General features: G+C 59.8%; 14 protein-coding genes and 1 pseudogene. 8 read left to right on the forward strand and 7 right to left on the reverse strand.

Annotated features, from left to right (window positions below):
• Positions 1 to 34: 34 nt before the first annotated feature.
• The 4 genes from KI231_RS20340 to KI231_RS20355 are packed head-to-tail and all read left to right on the forward strand — an operon-like array spanning position 35 to position 3,611.
• A complete protein-coding gene (locus tag KI231_RS20340) occupies positions 35 to 964 on the forward strand; it encodes a metal ABC transporter substrate-binding protein (protein ID WP_213026171.1) in 930 nt (309 codons plus the stop codon).
• On the forward strand, positions 961 to 1,806 hold the full coding sequence (locus tag KI231_RS20345) for a metal ABC transporter ATP-binding protein (protein WP_249412064.1): 846 nt from the start codon (positions 961 to 963) through the stop codon (positions 1,804 to 1,806). The genes KI231_RS20340 and KI231_RS20345 overlap by 4 nt, the downstream gene beginning before the upstream one ends.
• Entirely contained in the window at positions 1,806 to 2,705 is a 900-nt protein-coding gene (locus tag KI231_RS20350; RefSeq protein WP_007917717.1) for a metal ABC transporter permease, read from the forward strand. Before KI231_RS20345 ends, KI231_RS20350 begins: the two co-directional genes overlap by 1 nt.
• Entirely contained in the window at positions 2,706 to 3,611 is a 906-nt protein-coding gene (locus KI231_RS20355; protein ID WP_213026172.1) for a metal ABC transporter substrate-binding protein, read from the forward strand.
• Positions 3,612 to 3,812: 201 nt separating this feature from the next.
• Here KI231_RS20355 and KI231_RS20360 read toward each other — a convergent pair whose 3' ends face one another.
• The 5 genes and pseudogenes from KI231_RS20360 to KI231_RS20380 form a co-directional block, all read right to left on the reverse strand.
• On the reverse strand, positions 3,813 to 4,037 hold the full coding sequence (locus tag KI231_RS20360) for an MbtH family protein (RefSeq protein ID WP_007917715.1): 225 nt from the start codon (positions 4,035 to 4,037) through the stop codon (positions 3,813 to 3,815).
• Positions 4,038 to 4,120: 83 nt separating this feature from the next.
• The gene (locus KI231_RS20365) at positions 4,121 to 5,533 is read right to left on the reverse strand and encodes an aspartate aminotransferase family protein (RefSeq protein ID WP_213026173.1); all 1,413 of its coding nucleotides are present in this window, start codon (positions 5,531 to 5,533) and stop codon (positions 4,121 to 4,123) included.
• Between the two features lie 143 nt (positions 5,534 to 5,676).
• Positions 5,677 to 6,161: pseudogene (locus KI231_RS20370) on the reverse strand (GNAT family N-acetyltransferase).
• Between the two features lie 207 nt (positions 6,162 to 6,368).
• Positions 6,369 to 7,691, reverse strand: coding sequence for an ATP-binding protein (locus KI231_RS20375; RefSeq protein WP_103304799.1), 1,323 nt, complete (start codon positions 7,689 to 7,691; stop codon positions 6,369 to 6,371).
• On the reverse strand, positions 7,691 to 8,371 hold the full coding sequence (locus KI231_RS20380) for a response regulator (protein WP_103304798.1): 681 nt from the start codon (positions 8,369 to 8,371) through the stop codon (positions 7,691 to 7,693). The genes KI231_RS20375 and KI231_RS20380 overlap by 1 nt, the downstream gene beginning before the upstream one ends.
• Before the next feature lie 414 nt (positions 8,372 to 8,785).
• On the opposite strand from KI231_RS20380, the gene KI231_RS30080 reads away from it, so the two are divergent.
• The 4 genes from KI231_RS30080 (at position 8,786) to dsbG (ending at position 12,921) form a co-directional block, all read left to right on the forward strand.
• On the forward strand, positions 8,786 to 9,193 hold the full coding sequence (locus KI231_RS30080) for a hypothetical protein (protein ID WP_249412065.1): 408 nt from the start codon (positions 8,786 to 8,788) through the stop codon (positions 9,191 to 9,193).
• A 373-nt stretch (positions 9,194 to 9,566) separates the two neighbouring features.
• The gene (gene dsbD, locus KI231_RS20390; protein ID WP_213026174.1) at positions 9,567 to 11,300 is read left to right on the forward strand and encodes a protein-disulfide reductase DsbD; all 1,734 of its coding nucleotides are present in this window, start codon (positions 9,567 to 9,569) and stop codon (positions 11,298 to 11,300) included.
• Positions 11,300 to 12,175, forward strand: coding sequence for a TlpA disulfide reductase family protein (locus tag KI231_RS20395; RefSeq protein WP_103304795.1), 876 nt, complete (start codon positions 11,300 to 11,302; stop codon positions 12,173 to 12,175). The genes dsbD and KI231_RS20395 overlap by 1 nt, the downstream gene beginning before the upstream one ends.
• Positions 12,151 to 12,921, forward strand: a complete 771-nt coding sequence (gene dsbG, locus KI231_RS20400) for a thiol:disulfide interchange protein DsbG (RefSeq protein ID WP_213026175.1) — start codon at positions 12,151 to 12,153, stop codon at positions 12,919 to 12,921. Before KI231_RS20395 ends, dsbG begins: the two co-directional genes overlap by 25 nt.
• 34 nt (positions 12,922 to 12,955) lie before the next feature.
• Here dsbG and KI231_RS20405 read toward each other — a convergent pair whose 3' ends face one another.
• Complete coding sequence (locus KI231_RS20405; RefSeq protein ID WP_249412066.1) at positions 12,956 to 14,044, reverse strand: ParB/Srx family N-terminal domain-containing protein; 1,089 nt, start codon at positions 14,042 to 14,044, stop codon at positions 12,956 to 12,958.
• Between the two features lie 106 nt (positions 14,045 to 14,150).
• Positions 14,151 to 14,966, reverse strand: a complete 816-nt coding sequence (locus tag KI231_RS20410) for an alpha/beta fold hydrolase (RefSeq protein ID WP_213026176.1) — start codon at positions 14,964 to 14,966, stop codon at positions 14,151 to 14,153.
• Positions 14,967 to 14,969: the final 3 nt, after the last annotated feature.

Below are 14,969 nucleotides of genomic sequence, written 5' to 3' on the forward strand. Positions count from 1 at the left end.
TCCTCGCCCTCAACCGAGAGAAGACCGTTTGCCCATGTCCAGTTCATCGCCTCGTCGTCCTTTATTGCGTCTGTTTCTGTTTGGCCTTTGCGCCTGTCTGCTGAGCCCGTTGGCCAGCGCCGATGAGGCCAAGCGCCTGCGCATCGGCATTACCCTGCATCCTTATTACAGCTATGTGGCGAACATCGTCGGCGACAAGGCCGAAGTCGTCCCGTTGATCCCGGCCGGTTTCAACCCGCACGCCTACGAGCCGCGCGCCGAAGACATCAAGCGCATCAGCGGCCTCGACGTGATCGTGCTTAATGGCGTGGGCCATGATGACTTCGCCGACCGCATGATCGCCGCCAGCGAAACACCGAGGATCAAAACCATCGAGGCCAACGAAAACGTGCCGCTGCTGGCCGCCACAGGAGTCGCCGCACGGGGTGCCGGCAAAGTGGTCAACCCGCACACCTTCCTGTCGATCAGCGCCTCCATCGCGCAGGTCAACAACATCGCCCGGGAGTTGGGCAAACTTGATCCGGACAATGCCAAGACCTACACCCAGAACGCTCGCGCCTACGGCAAACGCCTGCGGCAGATGCGTGCCGATGCGTTGGCCAAACTGACCCAGGCGCCGAACGCCGAACTGCGTGTCGCCACCGTCCACGCGGCTTACGACTATCTGCTGCGCGAATTCGGCCTGGAAGTGACAGCCGTGGTCGAACCTGCACACGGGATCGAACCGAGCCCCAGCCAGTTGAAGAAAACCATCGACCAACTGCGCGAACTGGACGTTAAGGTGATTTTCTCGGAAATGGATTTCCCGTCCACGTACGTCGAAACCATTCAGCGTGAGTCGGGTGTGAAGCTGTACCCGCTGTCGCACATTTCCTACGGCGAATACACCGCCGACAAGTACGAAAAGGAAATGACCGGCAACCTCGACACCGTGGTGCGGGCGATTCAGGAGTCGGGGGCATGACTGTAAAAGAAACCCTTTCTGACACCTCCAAATCCCCTGTGGGAGCGAGCCTGCTCGCGAAGGCGCCCGATCAGCCAACATCTTTATCGAATGACGCACCGCTATCGCGAGCAGGCTCACTCCTACAGGGTTTCGGGCCGACGCTGGATTTTGCGGGGGTTTGCCTGACGCTGGGCCGCACCACGATTCTCGACAACGTCACCTTTCAGGTTCAGCCCGGCAGCGTCCATGCACTGGTCGGGCCCAACGGTGGCGGCAAGAGTTCGCTGATCAAGACCCTGCTCGGACAGATGCCGCACCAAGGCCAGCTCAGCCTGCAATGGCCCGGCGAGCCCGGCACCATCGGCTACGTGCCGCAGGCGCTGGAGTTTGATCGCGGCTTGCCGATGACCGTCGACGATTTCATGGCTGCGATGTGCCAGCGCCGCCCGGCGTTTCTCGGCTTGAGCAAGCACTACGCCGGCGCCATCGGCGAGGCGCTGGAACGGGTTGGCATGCAGGACAAACGCAAACGGCGCATGGGCGCGTTGTCCGGTGGTGAACGTCAGCGGGTATTGCTCGCGCAAGGCCTGATCCCGGCGCCGCAACTGCTGGTGCTGGATGAGCCGATGTCGGCCCTCGATGAGGCCGGGATCCAGGTGTTCGAACGCCTGCTCGGCGACTGGCGCGCGGCGGGCATTACCGTGCTGTGGATCGAGCATGATCTGGAAGCAGTCGGGCGTCTGGCCAATCGCGTCACCGGCCTCAACCGTCGCGTGCTGTTCGATGCCACGCCACAACAGGCGCTGACCCCGGAACGTCTGCTGAGCCTGTTTTCAACCCATCCACGGAGCGCTGTCTGATGAGTTACGAAGCCTTTCGCTTGATGGTTCAGGGCTGGGCGTCCTCCGGTTACCTGCCGGAAGCGCTGGCCTATGGTTTTGTGGTCAACGCGCTGCTTGCCGGTCTGTTGATCGGCCCGGTACTGGGCGGGCTCGGTACGCTGGTGGTGGTGAAACGCTTTGCGTTTTTCTCCGAAGCGGTCGGCCACGCCGCCTTGACCGGGGTGGCCATCGGCATTCTGCTCGGCGAACCCTACACCGGGCCGTATGGCAGCCTGTTCGGCTACTGCCTGCTGTTCGGCATTCTGCTCAATTACCTGCGCAACCGCACCGGCCTGGCGCCGGACACTCTGATCGGCGTGTTCCTGTCGGTATCGCTGGCGCTGGGCGCGAGTCTGCTACTGATTCTGGCGGGCAAGATCAACGTGCACATTCTGGAAAACGTGCTGTTCGGTTCAGTCCTGACCGTCAATGGCAATGATCTGGCGGTGTTGGCCATCGTCGGTTCACTGGTCATGGCTCTGGCGCTGCCGCTGTACAACCGCATCATGCTGGCCAGCTTCAACCCTCAGTTGGCCGCCGTGCGCGGCGTGGCGGTGAAGACCCTGGATTACCTGTTCGTGATTCTGGTCACGCTGATCACTGTGGCGGCGGTAAAAGTCATCGGCGCGATTCTGGTCGGCGCGTTGCTGGTGATTCCGGCAGCGGCGGCGCGCTTGCTCAGTCAGTCGCTCAAGGGCTTTTTCTGGTGTTCGGTGCTGATCGCCACCGTCAGCACGCTGTGCGGAATTCTCGCCCCCATCGTATTCGATCTGCCGATCCCGTCCGGCGCCGCGATCATTCTGGTCGCCGGCATTGCTTTCGCCCTCGCCGCCATCGCGCGCGGGGTTGTCCCGAGTCTGAAAGGGAATCTTGGATAAATGACTTTTTCATTGCGCAACCTGACCCTGGCCATGGCCCTGTGTGGCGTGGTCTGCACACCGCTGATGGCCGCTCAAAGCAGCAAGCCCTTGCGGGTGCTGGCCTCGCTACCGATCACCTACGGCTTGGGCGAAGTGCTGCTCAAGGGTACTGACATCAGCCTCGAACGCGCCGCACCGGCAAATTTGCCGGGCAGCCGTCAGACCGCCTATTTCACCGGTCGCGGCGCCCCGGCGCTGAGCCAACTGGCGACTGGTGCTGACGCGGTGATCGGCGTGCGTTCGCTGTGGGCCGATGATCCGCTGTATCCGATCGCCCGGCGCAGCAACATCCGTATCGTCGAGGTCGATGCCGCACGCCCGGTTGATGGCGCCCTGCCCGGCATCGCCGTGCAACCGGGCTCGAAGGTCGATGGCTTGAACAGTCAGCCGTGGCTGGCGAGCAACAATATGGGACGCATGGCCGACGTGATGGCGGCGGATCTGGTGCGTCTGGCACCGGCTGCCAAACCGAAGATCGAAGCGAATCTGGCGGCGTTGAAACAGCGCCTGCTCAAACTCAGTGCCGACAGTGAGGCGCGTCTGGCCAGTGCCGATAATCTGAGTGTGATGAGTCTGAGCGATCACTTCGGTTATCTGATCGGCAGCCTGAACCTGGAGCTGATCGGACAGGATCCACGTCCTGATAGCGAGTGGACGCCGGAGGATCTGAAGCAATTGACGGCGACGCTCAAGGACAATGATGTGGCGGTGGTGTTGCATCACCGGCAGCCTTCGGACGCGGTGAAAGCGGCGATTGCCGAGTCGGGTAGTCGTCTGCTGGTGCTGAGTACCGATGCGGCGGATCCGGTGACTGAGCTTGAGGGGAATGTGGATCTGCTGCTCAAGGGTTTGAGCGGCGCATAACTTCAGTTGTACCGAGTCATCGTTCATTGCTGGCAAGCCAGCTCCCACAAGGGTGTTGTGTTCCACAAATGGTGTACACACCGCAAATCACTGTGGGAGCAGGCTTGCCAGCGATGGGGGGCTAAAAGGCACCACAAGTTCCAGCCATGAAAAAACCCGCTGACTGTCACCAGTCCAGCGGGTTTCTTTTTGGCCGGCAGCTTATTGAGCGGCAGCCTGTGCTTCCATTTTCTGGCGCAGGCTCAGTGGGCGCATGTCGGTCCAGACTTCTTCGATATAGGCCAGGCACTCCTTCTTCAGGCCGCTTTTGCCCACGGTGCGCCAACCTTCAGGCACGGCTTTGTAGTCCGGCCAGATCGAGTACTGCTCTTCGTGGTTGACCACGACCTGAAAGAGGATGTCCTCGCGGTCGAAAACTGACGTCATGCTGGTTCTCCATCGTTGTAAGGGTGGGCTGCACATCGGATGCAGCCGGGTATGTAGAAAGAACGTTCGGCGCGGCGAAAAATTTACACAGCGGCGGTGGCGGCAGCCAACGCACGGCCGAAAATCTCGGCGACGCGGTCGATTTCCGCTGCGGTGATCACCAGCGGTGGCAGGAATCGCACCACAGCACCATGACGACCGCCCAGCTCCAGAATCAGACCGCGCTTGAGACATTCGCGCTGCACCAGTGGCGCCAGACGCGCAAACGCGGGGGGATGGCCGAGCGTATCCGGCGTGCCCGTTGGATCGACCAGCTCAACGCCGAGCATCAAACCACGGCCTCGAATATCACCGAGTTGCGGGAAATCGCGCTGCAGGATGTACAGGTGTTCGCTCAGGCGCTCGCCCATGGCAGCGGCGTGCTCGCAAACCTTGTGCTCCACCAGATAACGCATCACGGCGGAACCGGCGGCCATCGCCATCTGGTTGCCACGGAACGTGCCGGCGTGGGCACCCGGTTGCCAGGTGTCGAGCCAGTCGCGATAAACCACCACCGCCAGCGGCAGACTGCCGCCAATGGCTTTGGACAGCACCACCACGTCCGGCGTAATACCGGCGTGCTCAAAGGCGAACATTTTGCCGGTGCGGGCAAACCCACTCTGGATCTCATCGACGATCAAGGCTACGCCAGCTTTCTCGGTGATGCGGCGCAAGCCGCGCAGCCATTCGATGTCGGCTGGAATCACACCGCCCTCGCCCTGCACCGCCTCGACGATCACCGCCGCCGGCAATTGCACGCCGGCTTCGGGATCGTTGAGCAGGTTGTCCAGATAGCTCAGGTTAGCTTTCACACCCGCCTCGCCACCGAGTCCGAACGGGCAACGGTAGTCATACGGGAACGGCATGAACTGCACGCCGCTGCTGAGCAAGGCGCCCAGCGGTTTTTTCGGTCCCAGGCTGCCCATCAGGCTCAACGCCCCCTGGCTCATGCCGTGATAACCGCCGGAGAACGACAGCACGGTACTGCGCCCGGTGGCGGTGCGCACCAGTTTCAGCGCGGCTTCGACGGCATCGGTGCCGGTCGGACCACAGAACTGGATTTTCGCCTGCGCCGCCAGTGCCGGCGGCAGCAGGCCGAACAGATCCTGGACAAACTGATCCTTGACCGGCGTGGTCAGGTCCAGCGTGTGCAGCGGCAGTTCATCGGCCAGCACCTGCTGGATCGCCTCGATCACCACCGGGTGGTTATGCCCCAATGCCAGCGTGCCAGCCCCGGCCAGGCAGTCGATGAAGGTCCGGCCCTCAACGTCTTCGACATATAGACCCTTGGCGCGTTTGAGTGCCAGCGGGATGCGGCGCGGATAGCTGCGGGCATTGGATTCCTGCCGGGCCTGACGGGCCAGCAATGGCGATTCGTTGAACTGGTACAACGTTTCTGCTGGCGCCGAGCTGACCCGGGCCGATGACTCTTCGATAAGGCTGGTGGCGACTGACATCTCTCGACCCCTCAATTCGCTATGGATTGTGACCAAAACAGCACACCGGACAGGTGCGCATTCCGGTTGCGGGGCGCACTTGCAGGTTTTCCTGTTCTGGAAACGCTTAAGCGAGGCGAGGATTTAGCCCCTTGAGCGACTGATCATCCGGACATTGCCAGTGGCGTGGACATGGGCAGGATCTGCAAGCCTTTATGGACGAGGCGTGGGGCAGATTCGCGGTAGCCGAGATGGCGATAAAACGCTTCCCCGGTGCGCGTGCTGTTCAGGTGCGCATGGAACACACCGCGCCCTCGCAGCCAGCCTTGCAGATCGCTCATCAGCGCTCGCCCTGCGCCCCGGCGAAAGAATTCCGGTTGAACGTGGCAGAGCACAATGTCACCACTGGCCTGAGCCATGCCGACACCGACCGGTTTGTCCGCCAGCAAGGCGATACTCAGGTAGAAGCGCGAATCGGCCAGCCGGGCACTGATGAAATCGGCGGACTGCTGACCGATCCAGTCGCTGACAAGTTGGGGTCATTGCGATGATCGAGCGCGCAACCGAAGCGGATCGAGCGTTCGATGATACGGCTGATGATTCCGACGTCGGCCAGAACGGCCGGACGAATACAGATGGGTGCTTCCATGGCGCTGTCCCCTCAATCCATTGAGTCAAAGCTGCGCTGACCTTAGCGTCACCGCCAGCGAATAACCAATGGAGAGAAGTTACATTTGATGTGCGCCAATCCTCTAGGAGTGAGCCTGCTCGCGATAGCGTCGGTTCATTCCACACTCATGGGACTGAACGATTGCTATCGCGAGCAGGCTCACTCCTACAAGGGAAAGTGGTGAATTCAGACGGCTTGCAACGGCATGGTCAGCTCGACGCGCAAGCCATCCGGGCGGCTGTCGAAATGCAGGGCACAGTCGCAACGCTGGACGATCGCCTGGACAATCGCTAGGCCGAGGCCGCAGCCGGTGCTCTGGCCGTTGCGCCAGAAGCGCTGAGTCAGATGCTGCAGATCATCCTGCGCAATGCCCGGGCCATGGTCACGCACGACGAAACGTACGCGGTTGCCAATGGTTTCCAGACGTAACTCCACCGCACAGTCCTCAGGGGTATGGCGCAAAGCGTTATCAAGCAGATTGCGCAACGCAGCAATCGACAGCACCGCAGGCATGTGCAAAGGCGCTGTGGAAAGCTCGGGCGGCAGGTGCAACTTGATCCGCAGACGCTCACCGCCCGTGGCATCGGCAATCGCCAGCCTGGCCACTTGCTCGGCGCTGCATTGCGAGCCATCGTCGAACGACAGGCTGCCCTCCACCCGCGCCAGCAACAGCAATTGTTCAAGCGTGCGATGCAGCCGGTCGGCGCCTTCCTCGGCCCGCGCCAGCGACTGATCGCGGGCACTGCCGTCGGTCATCCGCGCCACTTGCAGGTGCGTCTTGATCGCTGTCAGCGGGCTGCGCAATTCGTGGGCGGCATCACCGGTCAATCGACGTTCACGTTCAAGGGTCTTGCCGATGCGCTGGAACAGTTGATTCTGGGTGTCGAGCAACGGCTTCAATTCGCTGGGAAACGACTGCAATTGCAACGGCTCAAGCGAGTCGGCATTGCGCCGCATCAAGGCTTCGCGCAGGCGGTTGAGCGGTGCCAGCCCCTGGCCGATGCCCAGCCACAGCAGGCACAGACAGCCGAGCAGCGCCACACCGACAGGCACCGAAGCCGCCAGCAGGATCGACATGTTCAGGGCTTCGCGCTCGATTTGCCGATCCGCCGTGGTGATCCGCACATCGCCGCGAGCCAGGGTGAAGCTGCGCCATGGCGCACCATCGATCATCTGGTCGTGGAAGCCCATTTTTTCGGCCTCCAGCGCTTGTTCGGGATGGTTGTGACTGCGAGCAAGAATTTCCCCGCGCAGCGAACTGACCTGACACGCCATGCCGCCGGGAATGTTCAGTTGCTCGGCACTGAAATGGGTGCCCTCGCCCTTGCTCGGCAGCGCCGGCAGTTGCTCCAGCAGCCCGGCGACCATGCGCGCCGACGCCACCAGACGCTGGTCGAGGGAGAACATCATCTGGTTGCGCAGATCGCTGAGCATCCATGCTGCCGCCAGCGCCCAGATCAGCGCGAACGCAGCGCCGAGGGTCAGGCTCAGGCGCAGTCGCAGGCTCATCACTTGCCTTGATCTCCACCATCGGCCGGGCCCAAGCGATAGCCCAGACCGCGTACGGTTTCGACGATGCCTTTGCCGAGTTTGCTGCGCAGGTGATGGATATGCACATTCAACGCGTTGCTTTCCAGCTCATCGTTGAAACCGTAGACGCTGTCCTTCAACTGCTCGGTCGACAGCACCCGGCCGCGATTGTGCAACAAGGCCTGCAACAGTGATTGCTCACGTCGCGACAAATCCACCGGTTGTCCGGCCAAGGTGGTTTCGCGGCTGCTCGGATCGTAGGTCAGCGCGCCGTGTTCGATCAGGTTGACACTGCGCCCGGCCACTCGCCGCAACAAGGTTTGCAGACGCGCGAACAGCTCGCGCAGATCGAACGGTTTAAGCAGGTAATCATCCGCGCCGGCCTGCAAGCCATCGACCCGGTCGGTGACCGAATCGCGCGCGGTCAGAATCAGCACCGGAATTTCCAGACCGTGCTGGCGCAGCTGCTGCAACAGTTTGAGACCATCTTCGTCGGGCAGGCCGAGATCAAGCACCATGACATCAAACTCGGCAACCTTGAGCATCGCCCGCGCCTTGGACGCGGTGTTGACGTGTTCGACGGTCAGCCCCTGAGCCGTGAGACCGGCAACGATGCCGCTGGCGATCAGCTCGTCGTCTTCGCAAACCAGTACGTGCATGGGTGCTCCGTGAATAAAAAGGCGAGTGAAGCAGGCGAGGATTAAGCGGCAATTATGGCCGTCACCGAGGTTCCCGGGAAGGCGGGATAAAAACCGCTGCATAAAACCTGGCGCGAAAAGCCACAGTCACCGGGCGTTCAATCCTCTCTCACTAATAAAGAAACACTTTTCGCCTATATATAAACAGCCCAATCAATTAATTTAAAACAGACAACTTAAACAGCCACAAAATTGATTTGTATAACATATCCAAACTATAACGAATCATCTCTATTAACTGGCTCCCCGGCACGCAAATAAATCGATAACAACCATTGACTCGAAATTATGCGCAACTTAATCACTTCATGAAAGAGCTAGCGCAGAGCAACTCAAAGCAACACATTCACCCTATTTAAATTAAAGGATCAAGATATGCCCGCATTAAAAAATTTTGTCGCCGTGGATTGGCGTTCCGGAAAAGACCGGATCTATTTTTTTTTCAGAGACACCAACACTTACTCTCGATTCAATATCGGCGACAATGAAGTTCCCTCAGGTTATCCGAGACCGGTTGCCGGAGGCTGGGATACCCTCACTGATATGACGACCTTGCGTTTCGGCTTTACTACGACCGGAATCCCCAGGCAAGACCTGTTCTTCGACGATCGTGACATCCTCTGGTTGTTTTCTTATCAGGATGGAATTCCGACAGTGAACTGGTACAACCAGGACACCGACAAGAACATGGGTTTCCAACGCGTTGAAGAATCAATGTGGTATCGCCTGCTACCTTATTTCGATCGCATCATCGGAGGTTTCTGGTGGGGGTCCAACCCTTAAAGCGAACTTTTCCGATTCATCCTGAATGATGGCCATTGTCTCGTACTGAACGTGACGAACGGCAGAGTCAGACGCGACACTATCAACCACCGTAACTGGCCCGGATTATCGCGCTATAAAGATCGAATTATCGCAGTGGTACAAAATGATGTGCCAGACCCCACAAGGATCTATTTCTTCCTTACCAACAATGAATACGTGACCTATTCAGGTACAAGTGTACATGGCCCCTACGAGGTTGATGAAGGACGCTGGCCAGGCTTGTTGCGCGACTGATTGGCCAATCATGGAGGGGCTTGTAGGATAGGGTTAATTATCGGTTAATCGCCGCCACCCATTCTGCATCTCACTTGCACAGGGACAAGGCTCCTCCATGCGTCATTTTTTTCTTTTGTTTGCTCTGCTGATCTCGGGCCTGGCCCAGGCGGGAAGTAATCCTTTCGAAACGAAACCGGAATTCTTCCCGGTCGATAAGGCGTTCGTCCTCACCTCTGAACGTCTGGAGTCCGGTGAGAATCAGCTGTTCTGGCAGATTGCCGACGGTTATTACCTGTATCAGAAACGCCTGAAATTCGATGGACTGGCCGCTGAGCAGCAGCCAGCCTTGCCCGAAGGCGAATCCCACAGCGACGAGTTTTTCGGCGAACAACCGGTCTATCGCCAAGGCCTGGAAGTGAAAATCCCGGCGGCGGCCACCGGTCAGATCAAAGTCAGTTATCAAGGCTGCGCCGATGCTGGCCTGTGTTACCCGCCGCAAACCCGGGTGATTGACCTGGGCGGTAAAGCGACCCCGGCTGCCGGCGCCGAAGCACCGGATCAAGCGCTGGCCAGCAGCCTGCAGCAACGGGCGCTGGGCTGGAGCCTGCTGGTGTTTTTCGGCCTCGGCCTGCTGTTGGCCTTCACCCCCTGCACGTTGCCGATGCTGCCGATTCTGGCCGGAATGATTGTGGGGAGTGGCGCGACGCCTCGTCGTGGTTTCGCCTTGGCTGGCAGTTATGTGATCTGTATGGCGCTGGTCTATGCGGCGATGGGCGTGATTGCCGCGCTGCTTGGAGCCAATCTTCAGGCGTGGTTGCAAAATCCGTGGCTGCTGGGTGCCTTCGCGGCCGTGTTCGTGGTGCTGGCGTTGCCGATGTTCGGCTTCTTTGAATTGCAATTGCCGGTGGCGCTGCGAGATCGGCTGGAACATGCCTCGCGCAGTCGCAGCGGCGGCAGCCTGATTGGCGCCGGCGTACTCGGCGCGCTGTCGGGCCTGTTGGTCGGCCCGTGCATGACCGCGCCACTGGCAGGCGCGTTGCTGTACATCGCACAGAGTGGCAACGCCCTGCACGGCGGGTTGATTCTGTTCTCGCTGGGGATCGGCATCGGTGTGCCGCTGTTGTTGCTGGTGACCGTCGGTAATCGCTTCCTGCCAAAACCCGGCGAGTGGATGAACCTGCTCAAAGGCGTGTTCGGTTTCCTCTTCCTCGCCACGGCCTTGCTGATGCTGCGCCCGGTGCTCGATCCATCGTTGTGGCTCGGTCTGTGCGGCGCCCTGCTGTTGATCGCGGCTTATTGCGCCTGGAAACAGTCGGAAGGCTTTGGCCGTGTCGCACAGTTGTTCGGTGCTACGGGATTGCTGCTCGGGTTATGGGGCAGTTTGTTGGTGATCGGTGCGGCGGGCGGCAGCGACGATCCGTATCAGCCGTTGCAGGTTTACAGCGGCGGCCGTGTCGCCAGCACCGCACCCAATGGTCATGACGCGTTCATCACGATCAACGACCCCGCAGCGCTGCAACGCGAACTCGATACCGCCAAGGCACAGGGCCAATGGGTCCTGCTCGATTACTACGCCGACTGGTGCGTGTCGTGCAAAGTCATGGAGAAGCAGGTGTTCGGCAAGGACCAGGTGATGCAGGCGTTGAGCGACGTACGCCTGCTACGCCTGGATGTCACCGCCGACAATGCCGCCAGCCGTGAACTGCTCGGCCGTTACAAAGTGCCGGGGCCGCCAAGCTTTGTCTGGATCGGCGCCAACGGCGAGGAACGACGCAGCCAGCGCATTACCGGTGAAGTCGATGCCGAGACGTTTCTGCAACGCTGGACCACCACCCGAGACGCCAACTGATGCTGACATTCACCCTCGGCACCTTTGCCATCGCGCTTAACCACCTGCTGCTGATCAGTGCATTGGCACTGGCGACCTTCGTCGGCTGGCGGGTGGCCAAACGCGGCGGCGATAATCCCGAGTCGGCGCTGTTCAGCCTGTTTCTGCTGGGCATGCTCGCCGCCCGCGTTGCGTTTGTCGCTCTGTACTGGAGCCACTATCGCAATGATCCATGGCAAATCGTTGACCTGCGCGATGGCGGTTTTCTCGCCTGGCCGGGGGTGATTGTCTTGCTGCTCGCCGCCCTGTATCGCGGCTGGCGTCGTCCGGGTTTGCGTCGGCCGTTGGGGTTTGGCGTGGCCAGTGGTGTGGTGTTCTGGTTGCTGGCGACGCTGTCGCTGAACATCTACGAACAAGGCACTCGGCTGCCGAACATCGACCTGCGCAACGCTGCCGGGGAGACGATCAAGCTCAGCGACTATCAGGGCGGCCCGCTGGTGATCAACCTTTGGGCGACCTGGTGCCCACCGTGCCGGCGTGAAATGCCGGTACTGGAAAATGCCCAGCAGCAACGCCCGGACCTGACCTTCCTGTTCGTCAACCAGGCCGAAAGCATGCAGAGCGTGGCGACTTTTCTCGAAACCCAAGGCCTGAGCCTGAACAACGTGTTGTTTGATCGCGGCGGTCGACTGGGCCAGGCCGTGGGTTCCATGGCATTGCCGACTACCCTGTTCTATAACCCTGATGGTCGCCTGTTGGCCAGCCACCTGGGCGAGTTGTCCAACGCGAGCCTGGCCCGCGCCCTGGAAAACTTCGACGTCCCGAATCCTGATTCGACTGCCGTACCGGCCACCTCTGCAAGGAAACTGCCATGCCCCGCCTCCGCCACCTGCTGACGCTGACCCTGGGCACTGCCCTGCTGCAACTGCCGTCGGTTCAGGCCGCCGAAGAACTGCCCGCTGCGATCAAGCAGATCGAAGCCAAGGGCGCAAAAATCGTCGGCCAGTTCGACGCACCGGATGGTTTGCGCGGTTATGCCGCGCAATACCAGAACCGCGGCATGGCGCTGTACCTGACCCCGGACGGTAAACACGTGCTGCTGGGCAATTTGTACGACGCCGACGGCAAAGACTTGAGCAACGAGCCGTTGCAAAAACTGGTCTACGCACCGCTGGCCAAGGAAGTCTGGGCCAAGTTCGAGGCGAGCAACTGGATTCAGGACGGCAATAAGGATGCGCCACGCACCGTGTATCTGTTCAGCGATCCTAACTGCCCGTATTGCAACATGTTCTGGGAACAGGCCCGCCCTTGGGTCAAATCCGGCAAGGTGCAGTTGCGGCACATCATGGTTGGCATCATCCGCGAGGACAGCCCGGGCAAATCCGCCGCACTGCTGGCGGCCAAGGATCCGAGCAAAGCCCTGGAAGATCACGAAAAGGCCGGCAAGGGCAGTTCGCTCAAAGCCTTGAAGGACATTCCAGCAGCGGTGCAGAGCAAACTGGCGGTAAACATGCAGTTGATGGAAGACCTGGAATTGCAGGCGACGCCGGCGATTTTCTACATGGATGACAAGGGTGAACTGCAACAACAGCAAGGCGCGCCTTCGCCGGACAAGTTGGCGAAGATTCTCGGGCCTAAGTAAAGATCACGGGCTCCTGCACCGGGTGCGGGAGCCATTACCACTCGCATCGGCCGACGATGTCATCCAGATTGTCTGCCGCCCCCTGTTCCTTCAAGAATGACGTGACCTCGGCGACCCACTGCTGATCTGACGCAATACCAGCCCAAGCGTGGGTGCCCGCGCGATGGTAGGGGCGATCGTCAAACGTGTTGATCAGTGCCTGATTCAATGTTCGTACATCAAAGTCCGGATTTTTCGCGTTCTGCATCATCAGTGAGCTGAACACCCGCTGTTGCGTCTCTTCGCACAATTTGACCTGCCGAGCGTCAGTGGAGCTCACGACAATAAAAGTGGGTTGGACACCCTCATCGAGCGCTGCCTGCAACCGATAGTGCCCATCGATAATCACGTATGAGCACAACCCTCCCACGTACCACAGCAATACCGGCGGCAAACTGCCCTCTCTCGCTTTCTTACGCCACCACTTGAGACGACCTGCCAGCGGGTCCACCGCATGCACGCCGATAATATGGCCCAGATCCCAATCGAGCCAATGCACGGTTTGCGCTTGCACGTTATCGAGAATGCCCTCACCACGTGCGTACCAGTTCGGCAAATGACTGGATGCATCAGGTAGTGTGGAGAAATACCAGCCACTTGAGCCATCGCCGGATTTACTGCGCCCGGCATGGGGCAACATTGGTCGCGCCACCCAATGGCCGGGGTAGAGAAAATCGGCCTGATTCTCCATCAGCTTGTTAATGAAGTAGCGACACCAGCCGCGTATGCGCTGGTCGGGAGGTAACACAAAGTGTTCCTGAACGTCAGCCGAGCCAATAGCGGGGACGGATGGCGAATCCACTTGAATGGGCTGAGGGTTGCGCACCAACCACGCGCCGTAATACGAAGTGGCGATAGTGCCCCAGAACAACGGGACGTCATTGAGCATCAACTTCATTCGAGCATTGTTGCCACTGAGCAAATGCAGTGGCGGTTTGCTCGACTTCGAGCGTTTGACCTCAACGCTCAGGCCGACCCAGTTTTCCTCAAGATCCTTGAGATCCCGCCAGTAAAATTGCTTCACAGCAGATCCTTTACGAACATCATTGCGGGCAAAGCCCCACAAGTTTTCATCGTCGTTCACAAGTCCGCTGCAGGAGCTGTCGAGTGAAACGAGGCTGCGATTTTTTGATTTTTAATCGTAAAAAGCAAGATCAAGAGATCGCAGCGTGCCGCAGTGCCTGAAGAGTTTATTGGTTGCGGTCCGCCAAAAACTTCAGCAATACCTCATTCACAAACTGCGGATTCTCCAGATTGGAGATATGCCCCGCCTCCGGCACCAATGCCCACGGACAGCCAATCAACTCCGCCATTTCCTGTGTCTCCGACGGTGGTCGTGGTTTGTCCTGATCCCCGCACAGCACCAGCGTGGTGGCCGCATTCAGCTCGCCCAGACGCGACAACAGATCATCACGGCCAAACGTGATGCGCCCCATCGGCACGATGCTTTGACGCAGTCGATCGGCGGAATAACCCGCCAGTTTTGCGCGGAAGTCCTGATACAGCGCCGACTGTGGATCAATGCCCGGGCGGAAGAAAATCGGCACAACAATGTCGAGCAACTGCTCGCTGATCTCACCGCTTTCTTCGATTTGCTTGAACAGCGAGAAGTAATACTGACGCGTGGGTTCGGGCTCTACGCCGACATAGGTGTCCATCAACAGCAGACCGTTGACCCGCTGTGGAGCCGAGAGTGCCAGACGCACGCCCCACATGCCGCCGACCGACAGGCCGACCAGAGTGACCTGGTCGATCTCCAGATGATCGAGCAACGCCTCGGCCTGCCGGGCGATGTCATTCAGCGATGTCGTGCCATCCGGCAAGCGTGCGGACTCGCCATGGCCCCAGAGATCCAGCGCAATCACCCGGTAGTGCGGTGACAACTCGGCGATTTGCGGCGCCCACATGGCCTGATCCCACAGATAACTACCGGCCAGCAGCACGGCCGGGCCGGTGCCTTGATCAATGTAATGAAGCGCTTGTCCGTCCACCGTGAAGAAAGGCATCGA

Origin of the sequence: Pseudomonas sp. Seg1 (assembly GCF_018326005.1) — a bacterium.
Lineage (GTDB): Bacteria > Pseudomonadota > Gammaproteobacteria > Pseudomonadales > Pseudomonadaceae > Aquipseudomonas.